Genomic DNA, 16653 nt, shown 5'->3' with positions numbered 1-16653 from the left:
CGGAGCTGATCGATGAGTCCGTGCACACGTGACGGACGAGCACATCGAGCGCTCCGTGCGCACCTGGTCCGTCGACGACTCCGTCCAGCCCCTCGTCGACACCGTCACGACCGGCAGCACGACGACGGTGACCTTGCTCAGCGACATCCTCTTCGACTTCGGTACCGCGAAGATCGACGCGACCGCGCGCAAGGCCGTGGAGAAGTCCGCGCAGAGCATCCCGAAGGGGGCGAAGGTCACCGTCGAGGGCCACACGGACTCGATCGGCTCCCCCTCTGACAACCGCACGCTCTCGCTCCAGCGGGCCCAGGCCGTGGCCAAGGTGCTTGCCGACGAGCGCCCCGACCTGACGCTCACGGTGCGGGGCCTCGGCGAGTCCCAGCCCGTCGCCGACAACACCTCTGGCGGCGAGGACAACCCGGCCGGCCGGGAGAAGAACCGGAGGGTGGAGATCTCGCACCGCTCGTAGGCCCGCGCCCCCTCCTCGCGCGAGGATGATCGGGCATCACCACCGAATATTCATTGCACACAACTTAATTGTGTGCAACCATCATGGGGTGCAGACGGACCACCACCTCGACCAGCAGATCTGCTTCGCCCTCTACTCGGCGGCGCGGGCGGCGACCGCGGCCTACAGAGACGCCCTCGCCGAGATCGGCCTGACGTACACCCAGTACGTCACCCTGCTCGCGCTCTGGGAGCGCGACGGACGCACCGTCACCGAGCTGGGCGACGCGCTGCATCTCGACAGCGGGACCCTCTCCCCTCTCCTCAAGCGGATGTCCGCGAGCGGTCTCGTCGAGCGCCGCCGCGAAGGGGAGGACGCCCGCCGCGTGACGATCCACCTGACCGACGCTGGCCGGGACCTCGAGTCGCAGGTCGCGGCGATCCAGTGCCGTCTGCACGACACCGTCGACATGGAGCCGGAGGAGCTGGCGACCCTGCGTCGTCTGGCCCAGCGGTTCTGCGACTCCGTCGGCGACACCACCCCCACCCCCACCCAAGGAGCATGACGATGAAGACTCTCTACACCGCAGAGGCCCTCGCCACCGGCGCCGGCCGCGACGGGCACGGCCGGACCAGCGACGGCCGCCTCGACCTCGACCTCGCGATCCCCCAGGAGATGGGCGGGTCGGGCGAGGGGACCAACCCCGAGCAGCTCTTCGCCGTCGGCTACGCCGCGTGCTTCCACTCGGCGCTGCAGGCCGTGGCCCGCGCGGGCAAGGTCGACGTCGCCGACTCGGCCGTCGGCTCCCGCGTCCACATCGGTCCCAAGGACGGCGGCGGCTACCAGCTCGCCGTCGAGCTCGAGGTCACCCTGCCGCACCTCGACCCCGAGGCCGCCCAGCAGCTCGCCGACCAGGCCCACGAGGTCTGCCCCTACTCCAACGCCACCCGCGGCAACATCGACGTGACCGTCACGGTCGTCCAGGACTGAGGCCCATGACCCAGTTGCCCACCTCCACCCGTCAGGTCGTCCTCGCCTCGCGCCCCCCAGGGCGCGCCGAGCTCCGACAACTTCCGCCTCGAGACCGTCGACCTGCCGCAGCTCGCCGACGGTGAGGTCCTCGTGCGCAATGTCGTCATGTCGCTCGACCCCTACATGCGCGGTCGGATGAACGACGTGAAGTCCTACGTCGCCCCCTTCGAGATCGACGCCCCGCTCGACGGCGGCGCCGTCGGCGAGGTCATCGCCTCCCGCTCCGACGACGTCGCCGTGGGCCAGCACGTGCTGCACGGCCTCGGCTGGCGTGAGCACGCCGTGCTCCCAGCGAAGGCGGTCCGGGTCGTCGACACCGACGTCGCCCCTGCCTCGACCTACCTCGGCGTCCTCGGCCTCACCGGGCTGACCGCCTACGTGGGCCTGACCGCCGTCGCCGGGATGCGCGAGGGCGACACCGTCTTCGTCTCCGGCGCCGCAGGTGCCGTCGGCCAGGCCGCCGGTCAGATCGCCAAGGCGCTCGGCGCCGGCCGGGTCGTCGGCTCGGCGGGCTCCGCCGACAAGGTCGCCCGCGTGGTCGAGCTGGGTTACGACGCGGCCTTCAGCTACCGCGACGGTCCCGTCGCCGAGGGGCTGGCCTCGGTCGCACCCGACGGCATCGACGTCTACTTCGACAACGTCGGCGGCGAGCACCTCGAGGCCGCGATCGGCGCGCTGTCGACCTTCGGTCGGGTCGCGATGTGCGGGGCGATCTCGCAGTACAACTCGACCGAGCCGCCCGCCGCACCCCGCAACCTGGGCCTCGCCATCGGCAAGGGGCTGACCCTGCGCGGCTTCATCGTCGGTCAGTACCCCGAGCTCGTCGCCGAGTACCACTCCCGGGCTCCCCGGTGGCTCGCCGAAGGTCGACTGGTCGCCGACGAGACCTTCCGCGACGGCCTCGACGCCGCCCCGCAGGCCTTCATGGACCTGCTCGATGGTGCCAACATGGGCAAGATGCTTCTCCGCCTGTGATGGGCACCGCGATCATGTGGTTTCGCCGGGACCTGCGTCTGCGCGACCACCCCGCCCTGCGGGAGTCCGCCTCCCGGGGAGCTGTGCTCCCACTCTTCGTCATCGACCCGTCGATGTGGGGGGCCGGCCGGCGCGGCGAAGACCGCGTGGTTGGCCGCCACCCTGCGGGCGCTCGACGCGTCGCTCGACGGTCGTCTCGTCATCCGCCTCGGCGACCCGGCCGAGGTCGTGCCGCGCGTCGCCCGCGAGGTCGGGGCCACCTCGGTCCACGTCAGCCGGGAGAACGAGCCCGGCGGCGTCGAGCGCGATCGTCGTGTCGTCGCCGCGCTGCGCGAGATCGGCGTCGAGGGTGTGGCCACCGGCTCGCCCTATGCCGTCGACCCCGGCACGGTGCGGACGAAGGGAGGCACCCCCTTCAAGGTCTTCACCCCCTTCGCCGCTGCGTGGCGCGAGCACGGCTGGGACGAGCCGACGAGTGCGCCGCGAGGCGTCGAGTGGGTCGAGGCCGACACCGACGGCCGGGTCGAGGCGATGCTCGACAAGGCGGCCCGCGAGTGCCCGATCGACCTGCCGACCGCCGGCGAGGACGCCGCCCGGCGTCGCTGGGTGCGCTTCCGCGACGAGGCGCTGGTCGACTACGACCACGATCGCGACCTCCCGGCCGTCGAGGGGACCTCGCGCATGTCCGCCGACCTGCACCTCGGGGTCGTCCACCCCCGCCAGCTCCTGCACGACCTGCGCGAGGAGCGCGGCGACGGGGCGCAGACCTACCGCACGGAGCTCGCGTGGCGGGAGTTCTACGCTGACGTGCTGTGGGCCAACCCGGACTCCGCGTGGCAGGACCTGCGGCCACTCCCCCTTCGCTACGACGAACCGCAGGACGCCATCGAGGCGTGGCGTGAGGGGCGCACCGGCTACCCGATCATCGACGCGGGCATGCGCCAGCTGCTCGGCGAGGGATGGATGCACAACCGGGTGCGGATGGCCACGGCGAGCTTCCTCACCAAGGACCTGCACGTGTGGTGGCCCGTCGGCGCGCGGCACTTCCTCGAGCACCTCGTCGACGGGGACCTCGGGTCCAACAACCACGGCTGGCAGTGGGTCGCCGGCACCGGCACGGACGCGTCCCCGTACTTCCGTGTCTTCAACCCCGTGACACAGGGCAAGCGCTTCGACCCCGACGGTGCGTACGTGCGCCGGTGGGTGCCGGAGCTGGCCCATCTCGAGGGCGCCGCAGCGCACGAGCCGTGGAAGCACGACGACGGGTACGCGCACGACTACCCGGAGCGGATCGTCGACCACGCGCAGGAGCGTCTCGAGGCCCTGGCGCGCTACGACGAGGCGACCTGAGGCGAGCTGCTCGCCGGGTCGGGCATCACGCTGCCCCGACTGCGCTCGTCAGTCCGCGTCGACGCCTCGCTCGACGGTCGTCGTCACCCGCGTCAGGCTGGGTGACGCGGGCGTGGAGCTGAAGCCGAATCGTGGCGGCGGCGTGACGGGGGCGAGGCCGCCGATGGACTGGCCCGACCAGGTGCCGGACAGCGAGGTCACCCGCCGCTGGTCGTGCGCCCCGTAGTACTCGCGCCGCCCACCTCCGGCGCTCCCGACGGTGCGCACCCCCGGGAGCAGCCGCCGAGCGATCGGGTCGGCCAGGTGCGCGAAGGCGCGGCTGCGCCCCATCCGCTCGGGCACGGGGCGCAGGAGCAGACCGATGGCCGTCCGCGCTCCCAGACCGATCGTGCACCGCAGCGGCCCGGCGTCGAGGCGCCACGCGGCATCGTCGGCCTGCAGGATGACCGGGCAGACCCGGACCTCGTCGAAGGAGTACGTGGCGGCGACGTACTGGGCGACGCGGTGGTCCGGCGCCAGCAGGACCCGACGGTCGTCGTGCGTCGCGACCATGACGTCGGTGAAGGCCCCGAGGGGCGAGTCCCACCAGTCGCCGACCACCAGCCGCAGCCCGCTGCTGCTGCCCGCCCCGAGGATGCGCCCGTGGAAGCGCTCGAGGACGGTGCGGGTCACGGCGGGCCGTCGTCGCGGCCGGCGACCCGGGCGAGGGTCAGCGAGAAGTCGCCCGCCGCGTCGGTCCAGCTCGTCACCGGCTCGAAGCCGTGCTCGGTCAGCTCGTCACGGAGCAGGCCGAGGTCGAACTTGCGCGAGATCTCGGTCCGCAGGTGCTCCCCCTTCGCCAGGCGCCACGTGCGACCGATCCCGGTGAAGTCGGCCGTGATGTCACGCACCGCACGCAGCCGCATCTCGATGCGCGAGGCGCGGTCGTCCCACGCGGCCTCGTGGACGAGGTCGTCGCGGGACAGACCCGTGACCGGCGTGGTGCGGGTGATGACGTCGACGAGGTTGAGGTTGAATCGCGCGGTCACTCCTGCCCCGTCGTCGTAGGCCGCGACGAGCCGGTCCGGGTCCTTGACGAGGTCGGCGCCGAGGAGCAGGTGGTCGCCCGGGGCGAGGGCCGCGTGCACCATGTCGAGGAACCCGGAGCGCTCGTCCTCCTCGAAGTTGCCGATCGTGCCGCCGAGGAAGACGAGCAGACGTTCGCCCGGCTCCCCCGACAGCGGTGGCAGGTGGTGGAAGTCGGCGACCGCCGGCTCCACCCTCAGGGCCGGGTAGTCCGTGCGCAGACGGTCGGCGGCCTCGAGCAGGACCTCCTTGCTGATGTCGAGCGGCGCGTAGAGCGCCGGCCGCCCCTGCGCGGTGAGGGCGTCGAGCAGCTCACGGGTCTTGGTCGCCGTGCCCGCCCCCAGCTCGTGCAGGCTCCGCGCGCCGCTCAGCGCGATGATCTCGCCGCTGCGGTGGGTGAGGATCTCCTGCTCGGCACGCGTCGGGTAGTACTCGGGCAGGGTGGTGATCTCGTCGAAGAGGCGGGAGCCCCGCTCGTCGTAGAACCAGCGTGGCGGCAGTGTCGCCGGCTGCGACCAGAGGCCGGAGCGGAGGTCGGCCTCGAGCTCGGCGCGGCTCACCGGGCGAGTCGCAGTCCGGAGAAGGCCCACCGGGACGCGGCGGGGAAGAAGTTGCGGTAGGTCGTGCGCGGGTGGTCCGGCGGGGTGACCGCTGAGGCGCCCCGCAGGACGTGCTGGTCGTTCATGAACTTGCCGTTGTACTCGCCCACGGCGCCCGGGGCCGTCTCGAATCCCGGGTACGGCAGGTACGCACTCGCCGTCCACTCCCAGACGTCGCCGAAGGTGACCTCGGCCGCCGGCCCTGGGTGGCAGCGCTCGGCGTCGAGCAGACCGCCGTGCGTCTGGTGACCGCTCACGGCGCGGGCCTCCCACTCCTGCTCGGTGGGCAGGCGGTGGCCGGCCCACCGGGCGAAGGCGTCGGCCTCGAAGAAGGAGATGTGGCACACCGGCTCGGCGGCCACCACCGGCCGCCGACCCGACAGGGTGAACGTCGTCCAGCCGTGGTCGTCGTCGGGGCGCCAGTAGCCGGGCGCGTCCCAGCCCGTGGCCTGCAGGGTCGCCCACCCGTCGGAGAGCCACAGGTCAGGGCGCGCGTAGCCACCGTCGTCGATGAACTGGACCCAATCGGCGTTGGTCACCTGGCGGGTGCCGACCTCGACGTCGTCGAGCCACACCCGGTGGCGTGGCCGCTCGTTGTCGAACGCGAAGCCGCTGCCGTCGTCGCCGATGTGCGTGACCCCACCGGGCACGTGCGTCCAGCGCTGCGGGAGGGGGTCGGCCGCGGGGTCGGGGTCGGGCGCCCGCTCGACGTAGACCGGCTGGAGGACATTGCCCGAGAGGAGGTGCTTGACGTCCATGAGGAGCAGCTCCTGGTGCTGCTCCTCGTGGTGGCAGCCGAGCTCGACGAGGTCGAGCAGCGCCTCGTCGAGGGTCCCGTCCTCGAGCCGGGCGACGAGCTGCTCCTCGACGTCCTGGCGGTAGGCCGCGACCTCGGCGACGCCCGGGCGGGTCACGTGTCCGCGCGCGGCGCGGGGGTGACGCTCGCCCACGGCCTCGTAGTAGCTGTTGAAGAGATAGCGGAAGGCGGGGTCGCGCGGTCGGTAGGCAGGGTCGGCACCGAGGACGAACTCCTCGAAGAACCACGTGGTGTGGGCTCGGTGCCACTTCGTCGGGCTGGCCTCGGTCATCGACTGCGGCGTCTGGTCCTCGGGACCGAGGTCCCGGGTGAGCCGGTCGGTCCGTGCCCTGACGGCGAGGAACCGCTCGGTCAATGCGGCGAGGTCTGGTCGGGGAGAGGTCGTGGTCATGCTGTCCTCCATGCGACGGAGGTTGACGACCACCGTCGGGCACCGGGGAAGTGGAGCTTCGGACGGGCTCGACGCTACACGCATCCCCCGACGAGCGCGCGTCGTGGCCCCGCGTGGGGGCGGCGCGACACGCCGGGGACGCGGCGTCGCTCAGAGGCTGACGGTGCCGGTGTCGCCGAGGTCGGGCCGCCCGTCGCTGACGAGTCCCTTGGCCATCTGGACGACCGTCGCCACGGTGCCGGGCGAGGTCCAGTAGCGCGCGGTGTCGGCCGTGACCGTGATCAGGGTGCTGTTCGGGTCATCAGGGCCGCCCTCCATGAAGGCACCGGCCGACGCGTCCCACAGCCGCCCGAGCAACTCCCGGTCGTCGTTGCGACGGGCCGTGCCGCTGACGCTCACCCAGCCGTCGTCCGTGGCGTACGCGATGTTGACCTCGGGGTGGGCCGCGATCGCCCGCACCTTGTCGGTGTCGGCCTCGGTGATGAAGTGGATGGTGCCCGGGTCGTCGAGGTCCTGGGTGCCCATCGGCACCGACACCAGGCGTCCGTCCTCGACGTGGGTGAGGACGGCGATCCTCGTCTCCCGCATGATCGTGGCGACGGTCTCGATCTCGGTCTCGCTCATCGTGCGCTCCTTGTGCTCTCGGGGCGGTCTTCCTAGGCTGACTACCCGCTCCACTCGTGTCGACACACGGTACCCGCGGATCTGAGGCACCCGACAGCGCACCTGACCGATGTCGGGGCCCACCTCGGGTGCTCCGTGCCGAGCCGGGCGCCGCGACGCGCGGCGAGGCCGTCTCGCTCGCCCGGGACGCCGGCCTGATCGGCTGAGGCCTTGTCGCCCCCTTCGCCAGTTGGGAGGGTGGAGCCATGAGCGATCTCAAGAGCCTGGCCAGCGACCTCCTCCGCCTGCACCACACCGACGAGACCCTCGTCCTGCCCACGGTCTGGGACGTGTGGTCCGCGCGTGCGGTCGTCGACGCGGGCTTCCCCGCCCTGACCATCGGCAGCCACCCGCTCGCCGACTCCCGCGGTCAGCAGGACGGCGAGGGGATGACCCTGGACGACGCGCTCGACGGCATCCGTCGGATCTGCTCGGCCGTGCGCGTGCCGGTGAGTGCGGACGTCGAGTCCGGCTACGACACCCCCGCCGCCGAGCTCGTCGAGCGGGTCCTCGACGCGGGCGCGGTGGGCATCAACGTCGAGGACACCGTGCACTCACAGGGCCGGGTGCGCGAGGTCGCGGAGCACGCCGACTACATCGGGGCGCTGCGCCAGGCCGCCGACGATGCCGGCGTCGAGCTCGTCATCAACGCACGCACCGACGCGCTGCTCCACGGCACCGACCGTTTCCCCGACCCGGTCGCCGAGGCGATCACCCGCATCCGGGCGTGCGAGGAGGCCGGGGCCCGCTGCCTCTACCCGGTGAAGATCCCCGACGCGGCCACCCTCGCTACCCTCATGGAGGCGACCTCGCTGCCGCTCAACGTCACCGCCCACCCCGTCGACGGCGCCCCCTCGGGGTCCCTGCAGGAGCTGCGCGACGCGGGGGTGCGCCGGGTGACCTTCGGCCCGCTGCTGCAACAGGCGCTCACCCAGTCGGTCGCCGAGCTCACCGGCCCGTGGCTCGGCCGGGCCGGGTTGGCCGACCAGTCGGACTGACCTCCGGCAGACTCGGGCGCATGCGACCCCTCCCCCAGCACTGGCAGCTCGCGAGCGCCGAGGTCGAGCACGAGGGGCGGCGCTTCCCCCTTCGCGATCTGGGGGTGGTCGGCGGAGTCGGCCGCCGACGCGGCCATGCGCGCGCAGCACCGGCTCGCCGCGACCGTCGACCAGCTGACCCGCGGGCGGGCCGGCTTCGACTACTACCCCCGCACGCCCGTGCGCGAGGAGGTCCTCCACGAGGTACGCGGCGCCGACGGTGCACTGATCGGGGCCGTGACGCGCAACCGGATGGGTGTCGAGGTGCTCAACACCGACGTCCTGCTCGTGGCCGACATCGACCTGCCGCCTCAGCGCAAGCTCTTTCGCACCGTGCAGCCCGACCCCCGTCCTGCGCTCGAGCGCATCGCCCGGTGGGCGGCCGCGCACCCCGACCTCGGTGTGCGCACCTATCGCACCGCAGCCGGCCTGCGCGTCATCATCACCGGGCTGGCGAGCGGGCCTCCCGACCTGACGGCCCTCGTCGACCTCGGCTCGGACGACCTCTACGTGCGGCTGTGCGGACTGCACGAGACCTTGCGGGCCCGGCTGACGCCGAAGCCCCACCGGGTCGGCATGCCGAGGATCCGTGCGAGCTGGCCCTACCTCGGTGACGCCCAGCGGATCGCGGAGAAGTGGCTCAGGGACTACGAGCGGGCGTGCGCCCGCCGTGCCGTCTGCGAACTGCTGTCGGTGACCGGTCCCGCCCCGGACGGAGACGCCGCCGTGCTCGTCGACCTGCACGACCGGGCCACGCAGGCGACCTCGGGCCACGCAGGCGACCTCGGGCCAGCAGTTGGCGTGAGCCGGCCCGGGCGCGGGCCGGCTCACGGGCGCGGGCAGACGCGGGCGCGGGCCGGCGCCCAAGGTCACAACCAGCGCCGCACGCTCGCCACGTAGTCGCCATAGGTCGAGCCGAAGCGGTCGCGCAGCGCCTCCTCCTCGGCCGAGACCTGGAAGGTGTCGATCACCCCGACGAAGCCGGCCACCGGCAGGATGGCGAGCAGGTCGCGGCGGTGGATCGCGTAGCCGGCGAGCAGCAGGGCGTCACCGAGGTAGATCGGGTTGCGGGAGTAGCGATAGATGCCCTGGCGCACGACCTTGCTCGCGTCGGCCGGACGGGTCGGATCGAGGGTCGTGCCTGCGGCGCGGATCTCCCGGATGCCGGCGGCCGCGACTCCCAGGCCGGCCGCGGCGACTGCCGCTCCGAGGAGCGAGGTGGCCGGTGACGTGGACGACCCGCGGCTCAGCAGGCGTTGCGCCGCGAGCGAGGCCAGCCCGACGACGGGTGGCGAGCGCAGGATCGAGAGGGGCTCCATGCACCAACGGTAGTCGCGTCGGCGCTCCGTGGACAGGCCCCGACGATGACCAGGACCTCACCCTGCGCGATTCGAAGAAGATCCGCGACCTGGATGTCGCGCTCCTTCTTCGACTCGCCGTTCCCCGGGCCGGCTGTGCCGCGACCCAGCGGTCCGGGCACTGAGTCAGCCCGACTCAGTGCCCCCCGGCGCGGTACCCGGTCGGGCTGAAGCCGAGCATCCTGCCGAACTCCCGGGTGAGGTGGGCGTGGTCGGCGTAGCCGAGGTCCGCGGCGATCGTCGACAGGTCGGCTCCCGGCTCCTCACGGACGCGCTCGGCCGCCTCCTGCAGCCGGCGGCGACGGATGATCTCCCCCGGGCTCATCCCGACGTGCGTGCTCGCCAAGCGCTGCACGGTGCGCACGGACGCACCCAGTCGCGCGGCGAGGTCGTCGACCCGCAGCAGGGAGGGGTCGCTGTCGGCCAGCTCGACGAGACGCCGGGCCGGGACCGCGTCGGGATCTGCGGCCACCGCCGCCCCCACCTGCGTGGCGAGCCAGACCTCGAGCAGCCGCGCTGCGGCGGTGTGCCGTTCGTCCGCGTCGCCCGGGCCGTCCATGACCCGGGTGACGTCCGCGCGGAGGCGGGTCGCCCCCTTCGTCTCGGTGTCGCGGTCCCGCAGCGTGCCCACGTCGCCGACGAGCGCATGGGCCGCCCCCGGACGCAGCAGGGCGCCCACGGCCCAGCCGCGCCCGGTGAGGTCGCGCCGCCAGGCCCGGGAGACCGGGCCGTACACCCGCACCGCATCGGCCTCGACGACGAGCTGGCACGCAGGGAAGGGCAGCGTCAGCGCCTCGTGCACCGCCCCCTCCGGCAGGTCCCACTCCGGCACCCAGAACCACCGCGCGAGGGGCTCTCCCTCCGCCGTCGGGAGGATCCGGGAGACCGGCGCCCGGGCGTCCGGACGCAGCTGGCCCTTGCGCGGGATCGCCTCGCTCACGGGCCGAGCGTAGGGGCACCCACGAGGTTGGCGCAGATCTTCAAGCGTCCCGCCCTCGGGCTGCCTAGCGTCGTGCCCATGGACACCACCACCGCAGCGACCGGCCAGCACACCGACCACGGCGTGCCGCACGGGTTCACCAGCCTGACCCCCTTCCACACCGTGCAGGACGCGCAGGGCGCGATCGCGTGGTACGAGCGGGTCTTCGGCGCGCGCACGGTCGACGTGACGCACATGCCGGACGGGAAGGGAGGGACGCTCGTCGCGCACGCGACGCTCGACTTCGGGCGGGGCCGGCTGCAGATCTCCGACCCGATGCCGGACTTCGGTCTCGTCGCACCCCACGAGGACGACGTCGTCTGCTCCTCGATCGCGCTCTACGTGCCCGACGTCGACGCCGTGGTCGCCGAGGCGCAGGCCGCGGGCGCGACGCTCCGGGAGCCGCTCGCCGACTTCGTCTCCGGCGACCGCTTCGCCTCGATCCGCGACCCCCACGGGCTGCGCTGGGCCGTCATGACCCGCGTCGAGGACCTGTCCGACGAGGAGTCGGCGGCGCGGGTGCGGGAGTGGGCGGCCGGGCAGGGGTGAGCCCGGCCGCCCCCGCGGTCAGCTCGGGCGACGCTTGGGCGCGTTGGCCTCGGTCAGGCCGGCGTCGCGCTCGACGTGCTCGCCGAGGACGGCATCGATCTTCGCCATGACCTGCGGCTCGAGGGTGACGCCAGCCGCCTTGACGTTTTCCTCCACCTGCTCGGGACGCGAGGCACCGATGATCGCCGCGGCGACGTTGGAGTTCTGCAGCACCCACGCGACGGCCAGCTGGGCCATCGACAGGCCGACCTCGTCGGCGACCGGGCGCAGACCCTGCACCGCGGTGAGCAGGGCGTCGTTGCCGACCCGCCCGGAGATCGAGCCGCCGACCTCCTCGTGGGCGGCGCGGCTCCCTTCGGGCAGAGGCTGACCCGGCTGGTACTTGCCGGTGAGGATCCCCTGGGCCACGGGGCTCCAGACGATCTGTGACAGGCCCAGCTCCTCGCAGGTGGGGACGACCTCGTCCTCGATGACCCGCCAGATCATCGAGTACTGCGGCTGGCTGGAGACGAGCCGGATGCCGAGGTCGCTCGCCAGCCGGTGGCCCTCGCGGATCTGCTCGGCGGTCCACTCGCTGACGCCGATGTACAGCGCCTTGCCCTGGCGCACGACGTCGGCGAAGGCCTGCATCGTCTCCTCGAGCGGCGTCTCGGTGTCGAAGCGGTGCGCCTGGTAGAGGTCGACGTAGTCGGTCTGCAGGCGGCGCAGCGACCCGTCGATCGACTCGCGGATGTGCTTGGCCGACAGGCCGGAGTCGTTGTGCCCGCCCGGTCCGGTCGGCCAGTAGACCTTGGTGAGGATCTCGAGCGACTCGCGCCGCTCGCCCTTGAGGCCTTCGCCGAGGACGGTCTCCGCCTTGGTGTTGGCGTAGACGTCGGCGGTGTCGAAGGTCGAGATGCCGTGGTCGAGGGCCGCGCGCACGCAGGCGGTCGCGGCGTCGGCCTCGACCTGCGAGCCGTGGGTGAGCCAGTTGCCGTAGGCGATCTCGCTGACCTTGAGACCACTGTTGCCGAGGTATCGGTAGTCCATGTGCCTCACGCTACGCCGGGGGTCTCGAGGCTCCGGCCGGGGGCGGCCTGCGCACCTCGACCCGCGTGGCGGTCAGGGAGTGACGTTGAGCCGCCCCAGCACGATCGCGGCGGTGCCCTCGTCGCCGGTGACCCCGACCGTCGCCTCCTCCGGCGAGATCCGGCCGCCGGTGAGCCGCAGCCAGGTGATGTCGTCGAGCTCGAGGGTCACGTCGCTGCCCTCTGCGGGGTCGAAGGGAGTGGCCCTCCCGTCCTCGCCGACCCGGGCCGCGAGGGTGCGGCCCTGCGGACCGGTGATGTGCGCGACGACGGCGGTGCCCGTGGGCAGTCGGCGCAGGGTCATGGGGAAGACCTTGGTCATGATGCCCGCGACGTACGCGGCCCCGACCCCGGTCGTCGTCATGGGGCGGCCGGTCGCCTCGCGGACGTCCTGCTCGTGGACCCACAGGTCGATAGGGCGGTTGCGCAGGAGCGTGGCGAGGTCCCAGCCCAGGCGCCCGGCGACGCCGGGGGCCTGCGCCTTCGGGTCGGACAGGTCGAGGCCCGCGAGGACCTCCCGCCGTCCTACACAGGCCTGCTCGAACTCGGCGAGGACGGCCTCGGCGCTCATCCCCCGCCGCGCCTCCACCCCGACGTGGGTGAGGTCGGTGGGCATCGCCTGGTTGGGCGCGGAGTCGACGTCGATGTGGCCGCCGTCGGGCTGTGGCATGCCGGCCACCTCGGACTCGAGGTGGGCGAGGTGCGCCACGACGTCCTGGACGCTCCACCCCGGCAGCGCCGGCTTGCTCCAGTCGTCGTCGGCGAGGTCGCGCAGGACGGTGAGCAGGTCCTGGGAGGTCTGCTCCCACAAGGCCACGGGGTCGGGTCGCGTCATGCCGTCAGCGTAGGGGTCGCCGTGACACGATCGGTGGGTGACCGATGACCGACCGGACGTGTCCCCCCTTCGTGCCGTGTTGTTGGGCTGTGGCGACCTCGGGATCCGTGTCGGGACCGCCCTGCTGGGGGCCGGCCACGAGGTGACCGGGGTGCGGCGCAATGTCGCTGCGCTGCCGGCCGGCTTTGCGGGCGTGTCCGCGGATCTGGCGTCTGGTGAAGTCCCCGACCTGCCCGCGGACCTGCTCGTCGTCTCGTTGACCCCCGACCGCCGGGACGAAGGGGGCTACCGCCGCGCCTACCTCGACGCGGTCCGCGGTGGGCTCGACGCGGTCCTGCGGGCGGGGACGCCTCGCCGCGCCGTGCTCGTGTCGTCGACGAGCGTCTACGGGGACCTCGCGGGAGACCTCGACGAGACGACCAGCGTTGCGCCGCAAGCGGATCGGCCGAAGATCCTGCTGGAGTCGGAGGCCCTCTTCCGCGAGGCGCTCCCCCGCGCGACGGTGCTGCGCCTCAGCGGGCTCTACGGCCCCCCGGGCAACCGGCTCGTGCGCACCGTGCGGGCGGGTGAGAACCGTGACCCAGGACGCTGGACCAACCGGATCCACCGCGAGGACGCGGCGGCGGCGATCACGCACCTGCTGACGATGCCCGCCGAACCCGCCGACCTCTACGTCGGCACGGACGACGAGCCGGCGACGGCGGGTGACGTAAGGGACTTCGTGGCCGACGAGCTCGGGCTCCCCAGGCCCGCTCCCACCGGGGACGTCGAGCCTCAGGGTCGGCGGATGCGCAATGCGCGGCTGCGGTCTACGGGAGTGGACCTGAGGTACCCGACCTATCGCGAGGGGTACCGGGCGCTGCTCGAGCTCGAGGGGCGGGCTGGCGGCACGTCGACCTGAACTAGGGTTCGACCCATGAACCTGCAGGAGATGCTCGACCAGGCCGCCACCGGCACCGTCCACGTCCAGGAGGGCTGGGGCCAGGGACGGGCGACCTACGGCGGGCTCGTGGCCGGGCTGGCGCACGCCGGCCTGCGCGGGCAGTTCGTCGACGCTCCGCCGCTGCGGCACCTCATGGTCAGCTTCGTCGCGCCGCTGGCGCCGGGCGACGCACAGATCGAGGTGACGCCGCTGCGTCAGGGCAAGAACGCGACCCAGGCCCAGGCGCACCTCGTGCAGGACGGGCAGGTCGTGGCCGCGGTGCTCGCCGCCTTCGGTCGGGAGCGCGAGTCGGCCATCTCGGTCCCGCACGAGACGGTGCCGATGCCACAGCTGCCGGAGCCGGAGTCGATCGAGCCCTTCCCGCACATCCCCGGGGCGACGCCGGACTTCTTCCAGCACGTCGAGCTGCGGCTGGCGGACGGCGCCGTCCCCTACACCGGTGCCGACACGTCGCACATGCACGGGTGGATGCGCTTCCGCGAGGCGCCGCCGGTCTTCGACGAGCGGCACTTCGTGACGCTCGGGGACGCGTGGCCCCCGGCGGTCATCCAGATGCTCTCCCAGTTCGCTCCCGGCAGCAGCCTGACCTGGTCGCTCGAGATCACCGAGGACGTCGCTGCCGAGCCCGACACGCACTGGGCCTACGCCGTGCGCACCGACCGGGCTGAAGGCGGGTACGCCCACACGGACGCGCGGATCTGGCACCCGGACGGGCGGCTCGTCGCGATCAGCCGGCAGACGGTGGCGATCTTCGGCTGACTGGCTGGGGTGAGCGGTGGCCCGCTCACCAGCTGGTCATTCGAAGAAGGAGCGCGACCTGTTGGTCGCGCTCCTTCTTCGAATGACGTGCTGGTTCTTCGACTGAGGTGCTGGGGGCGTCGACCCAGCTCCGCTCAGCTGTGGGTCAGCGGGAGCGGCCGGTGCTGCTGGAGCTGAAGGCCACGACGCTGCCACCGCGGCTGGCGCCCTGGCGGCTGCCGCCACCCTGACCGCCACGGCGCTGACCGCCGTTGCCGCCGCGGGACTGACCGCCCTGACCACCGGAGCGGCCCTGACCGGAGCCGCCACCGTTGCGGTTGCGACCGGCACCGCCGCGCTCACCGCGCTGACGCTGGCCACCCTGGGCGGAGCCACCCTGGCCACGACCACCCTGGCCACCACCGGACCGGCCGCGACCGCCGCCGCGGGGACCCCCCCTTCGCTCCGCCGTTGCCCTGCTGCGGGACGTCGGGGACGAAGGCGCCGGGGAAGGACCGCTCGCCCGGGGCGAGCTCACCGAGGAGCTCGTGGCCGACGGAGACGCGGGTCGTCGTCGGCTTGATGCCCGCCTTGCGGGTGAGGTCCTTGACGTCGCGGACCTGCTCGTCGGTCATGAGCGTGACGACCGTGCCCTCGGCGCCGGCGCGGGCCGTGCGACCGGAGCGGTGGAGGTAGGCCTTGTGCTCGACCGGCGGGTCGGCGTGGATGACGAGCGAGACGTCGTCGACGTGGATGCCGCGGGCGGCGATGTCGGTCGCGACGAGGGTCTGCGCGGTGCCGGAGTGGAAGGCCTCCATGGTCCGGGTGCGCGCATTCTGGCTGAGTGTTGCCGTGCAGCTCGACCGCGGGGGACGCCGGCGGCGTTGAGCTGGCGGGCCATCTTCTTGGCGCGGTGCTTGGTGCGGGTGAAGACGACCTTGCGGCCCGGCGCGGCGACGAGGTCGGTGAGGACCGGCAGGTGGTCCGTGCTCTTGATGTGCAGGACGTGGTGGGTCATCTTCGCGACCGGCGACTGGGCCGAGTCGGCCTCGTGGGTCACCGGCTGCTCGAGGTAGCGCTTGACGATCTGGTTGATCGCGCCGTCGAGGGTCGCGGAGAAGAGCATCCGCTGGCTGCCGCGCGGGGTCTTGTCGAGGATCCGCTTGACGCCGGGGAGGAAGCCGAGGTCGGCCATGTGGTCGGCCTCGTCGAGGATCGTCACCTCGATGGCCGACAGGTCGACGTGCCCCTGACCCATGAGGTCCTCGAGGCGACCCGGGCAGGCGACGACGACGTCGACGCCGGCGGCGATGGCCTTGACCTGCGGGTTCTGACCGACACCGCCGAAGACGGTGCGGCTGCGCAGGCCAACGGCCTGCGCGAGCGGGGTGAGGGACTCCTCGATCTGGGTGGCGAGCTCGCGGGTCGGGGCGAGGATCAGCGCGCGGGGGCGCTTGGCCTGGCGGCGCGTGCCCGACTCGACGAGGCGGGCCACGAGCGGCAGGAGGAAGGCGTAGGTCTTGCCCGAGCCCGTGCGCCCGCGGCCGAGCACGTCACGGCCGGCGAGGGAGTCCGGCAGCGTCGCCGCCTGGATCGGGGTCGGGGTGGTGATGCCCTGCTCCGCGAGGACGGAGGTCAGGGAGGTGGGCACGCCGAGGTCGGCGAAGGTCGTGGTCGTCACGAAAAAATGGCTCCAGACGGAGTCGTGATGCTTCGGTTCTGCCCGGCGCGAGTGCCTACCTGCGTCAAGCAGGAGGGGGTCGCGGCGCGATGGCATCAGTGCAATCAGAGAAGCAGCTCGCTGCAG

At 72.8% G+C, this 16653-nt stretch carries 18 protein-coding genes and 4 pseudogenes; 11 read left to right on the top strand and 11 right to left on the bottom strand.

The window, feature by feature from the left end; translation table 11 throughout:
* Positions 1-28: 28 nt before the first annotated feature.
* The 6 genes and pseudogenes from B277_RS08295 to B277_RS08275 all read left to right on the top strand — a co-directional run bounded on the left by B277_RS08295 (position 29) and on the right by B277_RS08275 (position 3805).
* Positions 29-469 carry an OmpA family protein gene (locus tag B277_RS08295; RefSeq protein ID WP_007927212.1) on the top strand — a complete coding sequence of 147 codons (441 nt, stop codon included), beginning with the start codon at positions 29-31 and terminating at the stop codon, positions 467-469.
* Between the two features lie 88 nt (positions 470-557).
* Positions 558-1013 carry a MarR family winged helix-turn-helix transcriptional regulator gene (locus B277_RS08290; protein ID WP_007927210.1) on the top strand — a complete coding sequence of 152 codons (456 nt, stop codon included), beginning with the start codon at positions 558-560 and terminating at the stop codon, positions 1011-1013.
* Positions 1014-1015: 2 nt separating this feature from the next.
* Entirely contained in the window at positions 1016-1438 is a 423-nt protein-coding gene (locus B277_RS08285; RefSeq protein WP_007927209.1) for an organic hydroperoxide resistance protein, read from the top strand.
* A gap of 5 nt (positions 1439-1443) precedes the next feature.
* A pseudogene (locus B277_RS08280) lies at positions 1444-2455 on the top strand (NADP-dependent oxidoreductase).
* Positions 2455-2526, top strand: a pseudogene (locus tag B277_RS19885) (deoxyribodipyrimidine photo-lyase); the annotation flags it as partial. The pseudogenes B277_RS08280 and B277_RS19885, both read left to right, overlap by 1 nt.
* 79 nt (positions 2527-2605) lie before the next feature.
* Positions 2606-3805, top strand: coding sequence for a cryptochrome/photolyase family protein (locus B277_RS08275; RefSeq protein ID WP_007927207.1), 1200 nt, complete (start codon positions 2606-2608; stop codon positions 3803-3805).
* Positions 3806-3853: 48 nt separating this feature from the next.
* On the opposite strand, the gene B277_RS08270 is transcribed toward B277_RS08275, so the two are convergent.
* The 4 genes from B277_RS08270 to B277_RS08255 all read right to left on the bottom strand — a co-directional run bounded on the left by B277_RS08270 (position 3854) and on the right by B277_RS08255 (position 7301).
* Positions 3854-4477: a hypothetical protein gene (locus B277_RS08270; RefSeq protein WP_007927206.1), complete on the bottom strand. Its 624-nt coding sequence runs from the start codon at positions 4475-4477 to the stop codon at positions 3854-3856.
* Complete coding sequence (gene egtD / locus B277_RS08265; RefSeq protein ID WP_007927203.1) at positions 4474-5430, bottom strand: L-histidine N(alpha)-methyltransferase; 957 nt, start codon at positions 5428-5430, stop codon at positions 4474-4476. Before egtD ends, B277_RS08270 begins: the two co-directional genes overlap by 4 nt.
* Positions 5427-6677, bottom strand: coding sequence for an ergothioneine biosynthesis protein EgtB (egtB, locus tag B277_RS08260; RefSeq protein WP_040881192.1), 1251 nt, complete (start codon positions 6675-6677; stop codon positions 5427-5429). Before egtB ends, egtD begins: the two co-directional genes overlap by 4 nt.
* Before the next feature lie 150 nt (positions 6678-6827).
* Complete coding sequence (locus B277_RS08255) at positions 6828-7301, bottom strand: pyridoxamine 5'-phosphate oxidase family protein (RefSeq protein WP_007927195.1); 474 nt, start codon at positions 7299-7301, stop codon at positions 6828-6830.
* 245 nt (positions 7302-7546) lie between these two features.
* On the opposite strand from B277_RS08255, the gene B277_RS08250 reads away from it, so the two are divergent.
* A complete protein-coding gene (locus B277_RS08250; RefSeq protein ID WP_007927194.1) occupies positions 7547-8338 on the top strand; it encodes an isocitrate lyase/PEP mutase family protein in 792 nt (263 codons plus the stop codon).
* Positions 8339-8473: 135 nt separating this feature from the next.
* Entirely contained in the window at positions 8474-9277 is an 804-nt protein-coding gene (locus tag B277_RS15975) for a hypothetical protein (RefSeq protein WP_007927191.1), read from the top strand.
* Here the strand turns inward: B277_RS15975 and B277_RS08240 are convergent.
* A complete protein-coding gene (locus B277_RS08240; protein WP_007927189.1) occupies positions 9247-9696 on the bottom strand; it encodes a methyltransferase family protein in 450 nt (149 codons plus the stop codon). The two genes, B277_RS15975 and B277_RS08240, sit on opposite strands and share 31 nt — an antisense overlap.
* A 175-nt stretch (positions 9697-9871) precedes the next feature.
* Entirely contained in the window at positions 9872-10675 is an 804-nt protein-coding gene (locus B277_RS08235; protein WP_007927188.1) for an AraC family transcriptional regulator, read from the bottom strand.
* Positions 10676-10753: 78 nt separating this feature from the next.
* Between B277_RS08235 and B277_RS08230 the strand changes: the two genes are divergently transcribed.
* Positions 10754-11263 carry a VOC family protein gene (locus B277_RS08230; protein WP_040881185.1) on the top strand — a complete coding sequence of 170 codons (510 nt, stop codon included), beginning with the start codon at positions 10754-10756 and terminating at the stop codon, positions 11261-11263.
* An 18-nt stretch (positions 11264-11281) separates the two neighbouring features.
* Here the strand turns inward: B277_RS08230 and B277_RS08225 are convergent, their stop codons facing one another.
* Positions 11282-12292, bottom strand: a complete 1011-nt coding sequence (locus B277_RS08225) for an aldo/keto reductase family protein (protein WP_007927185.1) — start codon at positions 12290-12292, stop codon at positions 11282-11284.
* Positions 12293-12364: 72 nt separating this feature from the next.
* Positions 12365-13165 carry a maleylpyruvate isomerase family mycothiol-dependent enzyme gene (locus B277_RS08220; RefSeq protein WP_007927184.1) on the bottom strand — a complete coding sequence of 267 codons (801 nt, stop codon included), beginning with the start codon at positions 13163-13165 and terminating at the stop codon, positions 12365-12367.
* 37 nt (positions 13166-13202) lie between these two features.
* Between B277_RS08220 and B277_RS08215 the strand changes: the two genes are divergently transcribed.
* Both B277_RS08215 and B277_RS08210 read left to right on the top strand, forming a co-directional pair.
* Positions 13203-14066, top strand: a complete 864-nt coding sequence (locus tag B277_RS08215; RefSeq protein ID WP_238148212.1) for a Rossmann-fold NAD(P)-binding domain-containing protein — start codon at positions 13203-13205, stop codon at positions 14064-14066.
* Positions 14067-14081: 15 nt separating this feature from the next.
* Entirely contained in the window at positions 14082-14867 is a 786-nt protein-coding gene (locus tag B277_RS08210; protein ID WP_007927180.1) for an acyl-CoA thioesterase, read from the top strand.
* Between the two features lie 338 nt (positions 14868-15205).
* Here B277_RS08210 and B277_RS19880 read toward each other — a convergent pair whose 3' ends face one another.
* The 3 genes and pseudogenes from B277_RS19880 to B277_RS19870 all read right to left on the bottom strand — a co-directional run.
* Positions 15206-15481, bottom strand: coding sequence for a hypothetical protein (locus B277_RS19880; RefSeq protein ID WP_338009749.1), 276 nt, complete (start codon positions 15479-15481; stop codon positions 15206-15208).
* 84 nt (positions 15482-15565) lie between these two features.
* Positions 15566-15664 (bottom strand): annotated as a pseudogene (locus B277_RS19875) (helicase-related protein); the annotation flags it as partial.
* 335 nt (positions 15665-15999) lie between these two features.
* Positions 16000-16623 (bottom strand): annotated as a pseudogene (locus B277_RS19870) (DEAD/DEAH box helicase); the annotation flags it as partial.
* Positions 16624-16653 lie beyond the last annotated feature (30 nt).

Source organism: Janibacter hoylei PVAS-1 (genome assembly GCF_000297495.1).
GTDB classification, from domain to species: domain Bacteria; phylum Actinomycetota; class Actinomycetes; order Actinomycetales; family Dermatophilaceae; genus Janibacter; species Janibacter hoylei.
This window is presented reverse-complemented; position numbering and strand designations above follow the sequence as displayed.

Excerpts from the sequence above, each read along its gene's own strand:
- B277_RS08285 (WP_007927209.1), top strand. The coding sequence starts at position 1,016 with ATGAAGACTCTCTACACCGCAGAGGCCCTCGCCACCGGCGCCGGCCGC.
- egtB (WP_040881192.1), bottom strand. The coding sequence starts at position 6,677 with ATGACCACGACCTCTCCCCGACCAGACCTCGCCGCATTGACCGAGCGG.
- B277_RS08255 (WP_007927195.1), bottom strand. The coding sequence starts at position 7,301 with ATGAGCGAGACCGAGATCGAGACCGTCGCCACGATCATGCGGGAGACG.
- B277_RS08250 (WP_007927194.1), top strand. The coding sequence starts at position 7,547 with ATGAGCGATCTCAAGAGCCTGGCCAGCGACCTCCTCCGCCTGCACCAC.
- B277_RS15975 (WP_007927191.1), top strand. The coding sequence starts at position 8,474 with ATGCGCGCGCAGCACCGGCTCGCCGCGACCGTCGACCAGCTGACCCGC.
- B277_RS08240 (WP_007927189.1), bottom strand. The coding sequence starts at position 9,696 with ATGGAGCCCCTCTCGATCCTGCGCTCGCCACCCGTCGTCGGGCTGGCC.
- B277_RS08230 (WP_040881185.1), top strand. The coding sequence starts at position 10,754 with ATGGACACCACCACCGCAGCGACCGGCCAGCACACCGACCACGGCGTG.
- B277_RS08225 (WP_007927185.1), bottom strand. The coding sequence starts at position 12,292 with ATGGACTACCGATACCTCGGCAACAGTGGTCTCAAGGTCAGCGAGATC.
- B277_RS08220 (WP_007927184.1), bottom strand. The coding sequence starts at position 13,165 with ATGACGCGACCCGACCCCGTGGCCTTGTGGGAGCAGACCTCCCAGGAC.
- B277_RS08210 (WP_007927180.1), top strand. The coding sequence starts at position 14,082 with ATGAACCTGCAGGAGATGCTCGACCAGGCCGCCACCGGCACCGTCCAC.
- B277_RS19880 (WP_338009749.1), bottom strand. The coding sequence starts at position 15,481 with ATGACCGACGAGCAGGTCCGCGACGTCAAGGACCTCACCCGCAAGGCG.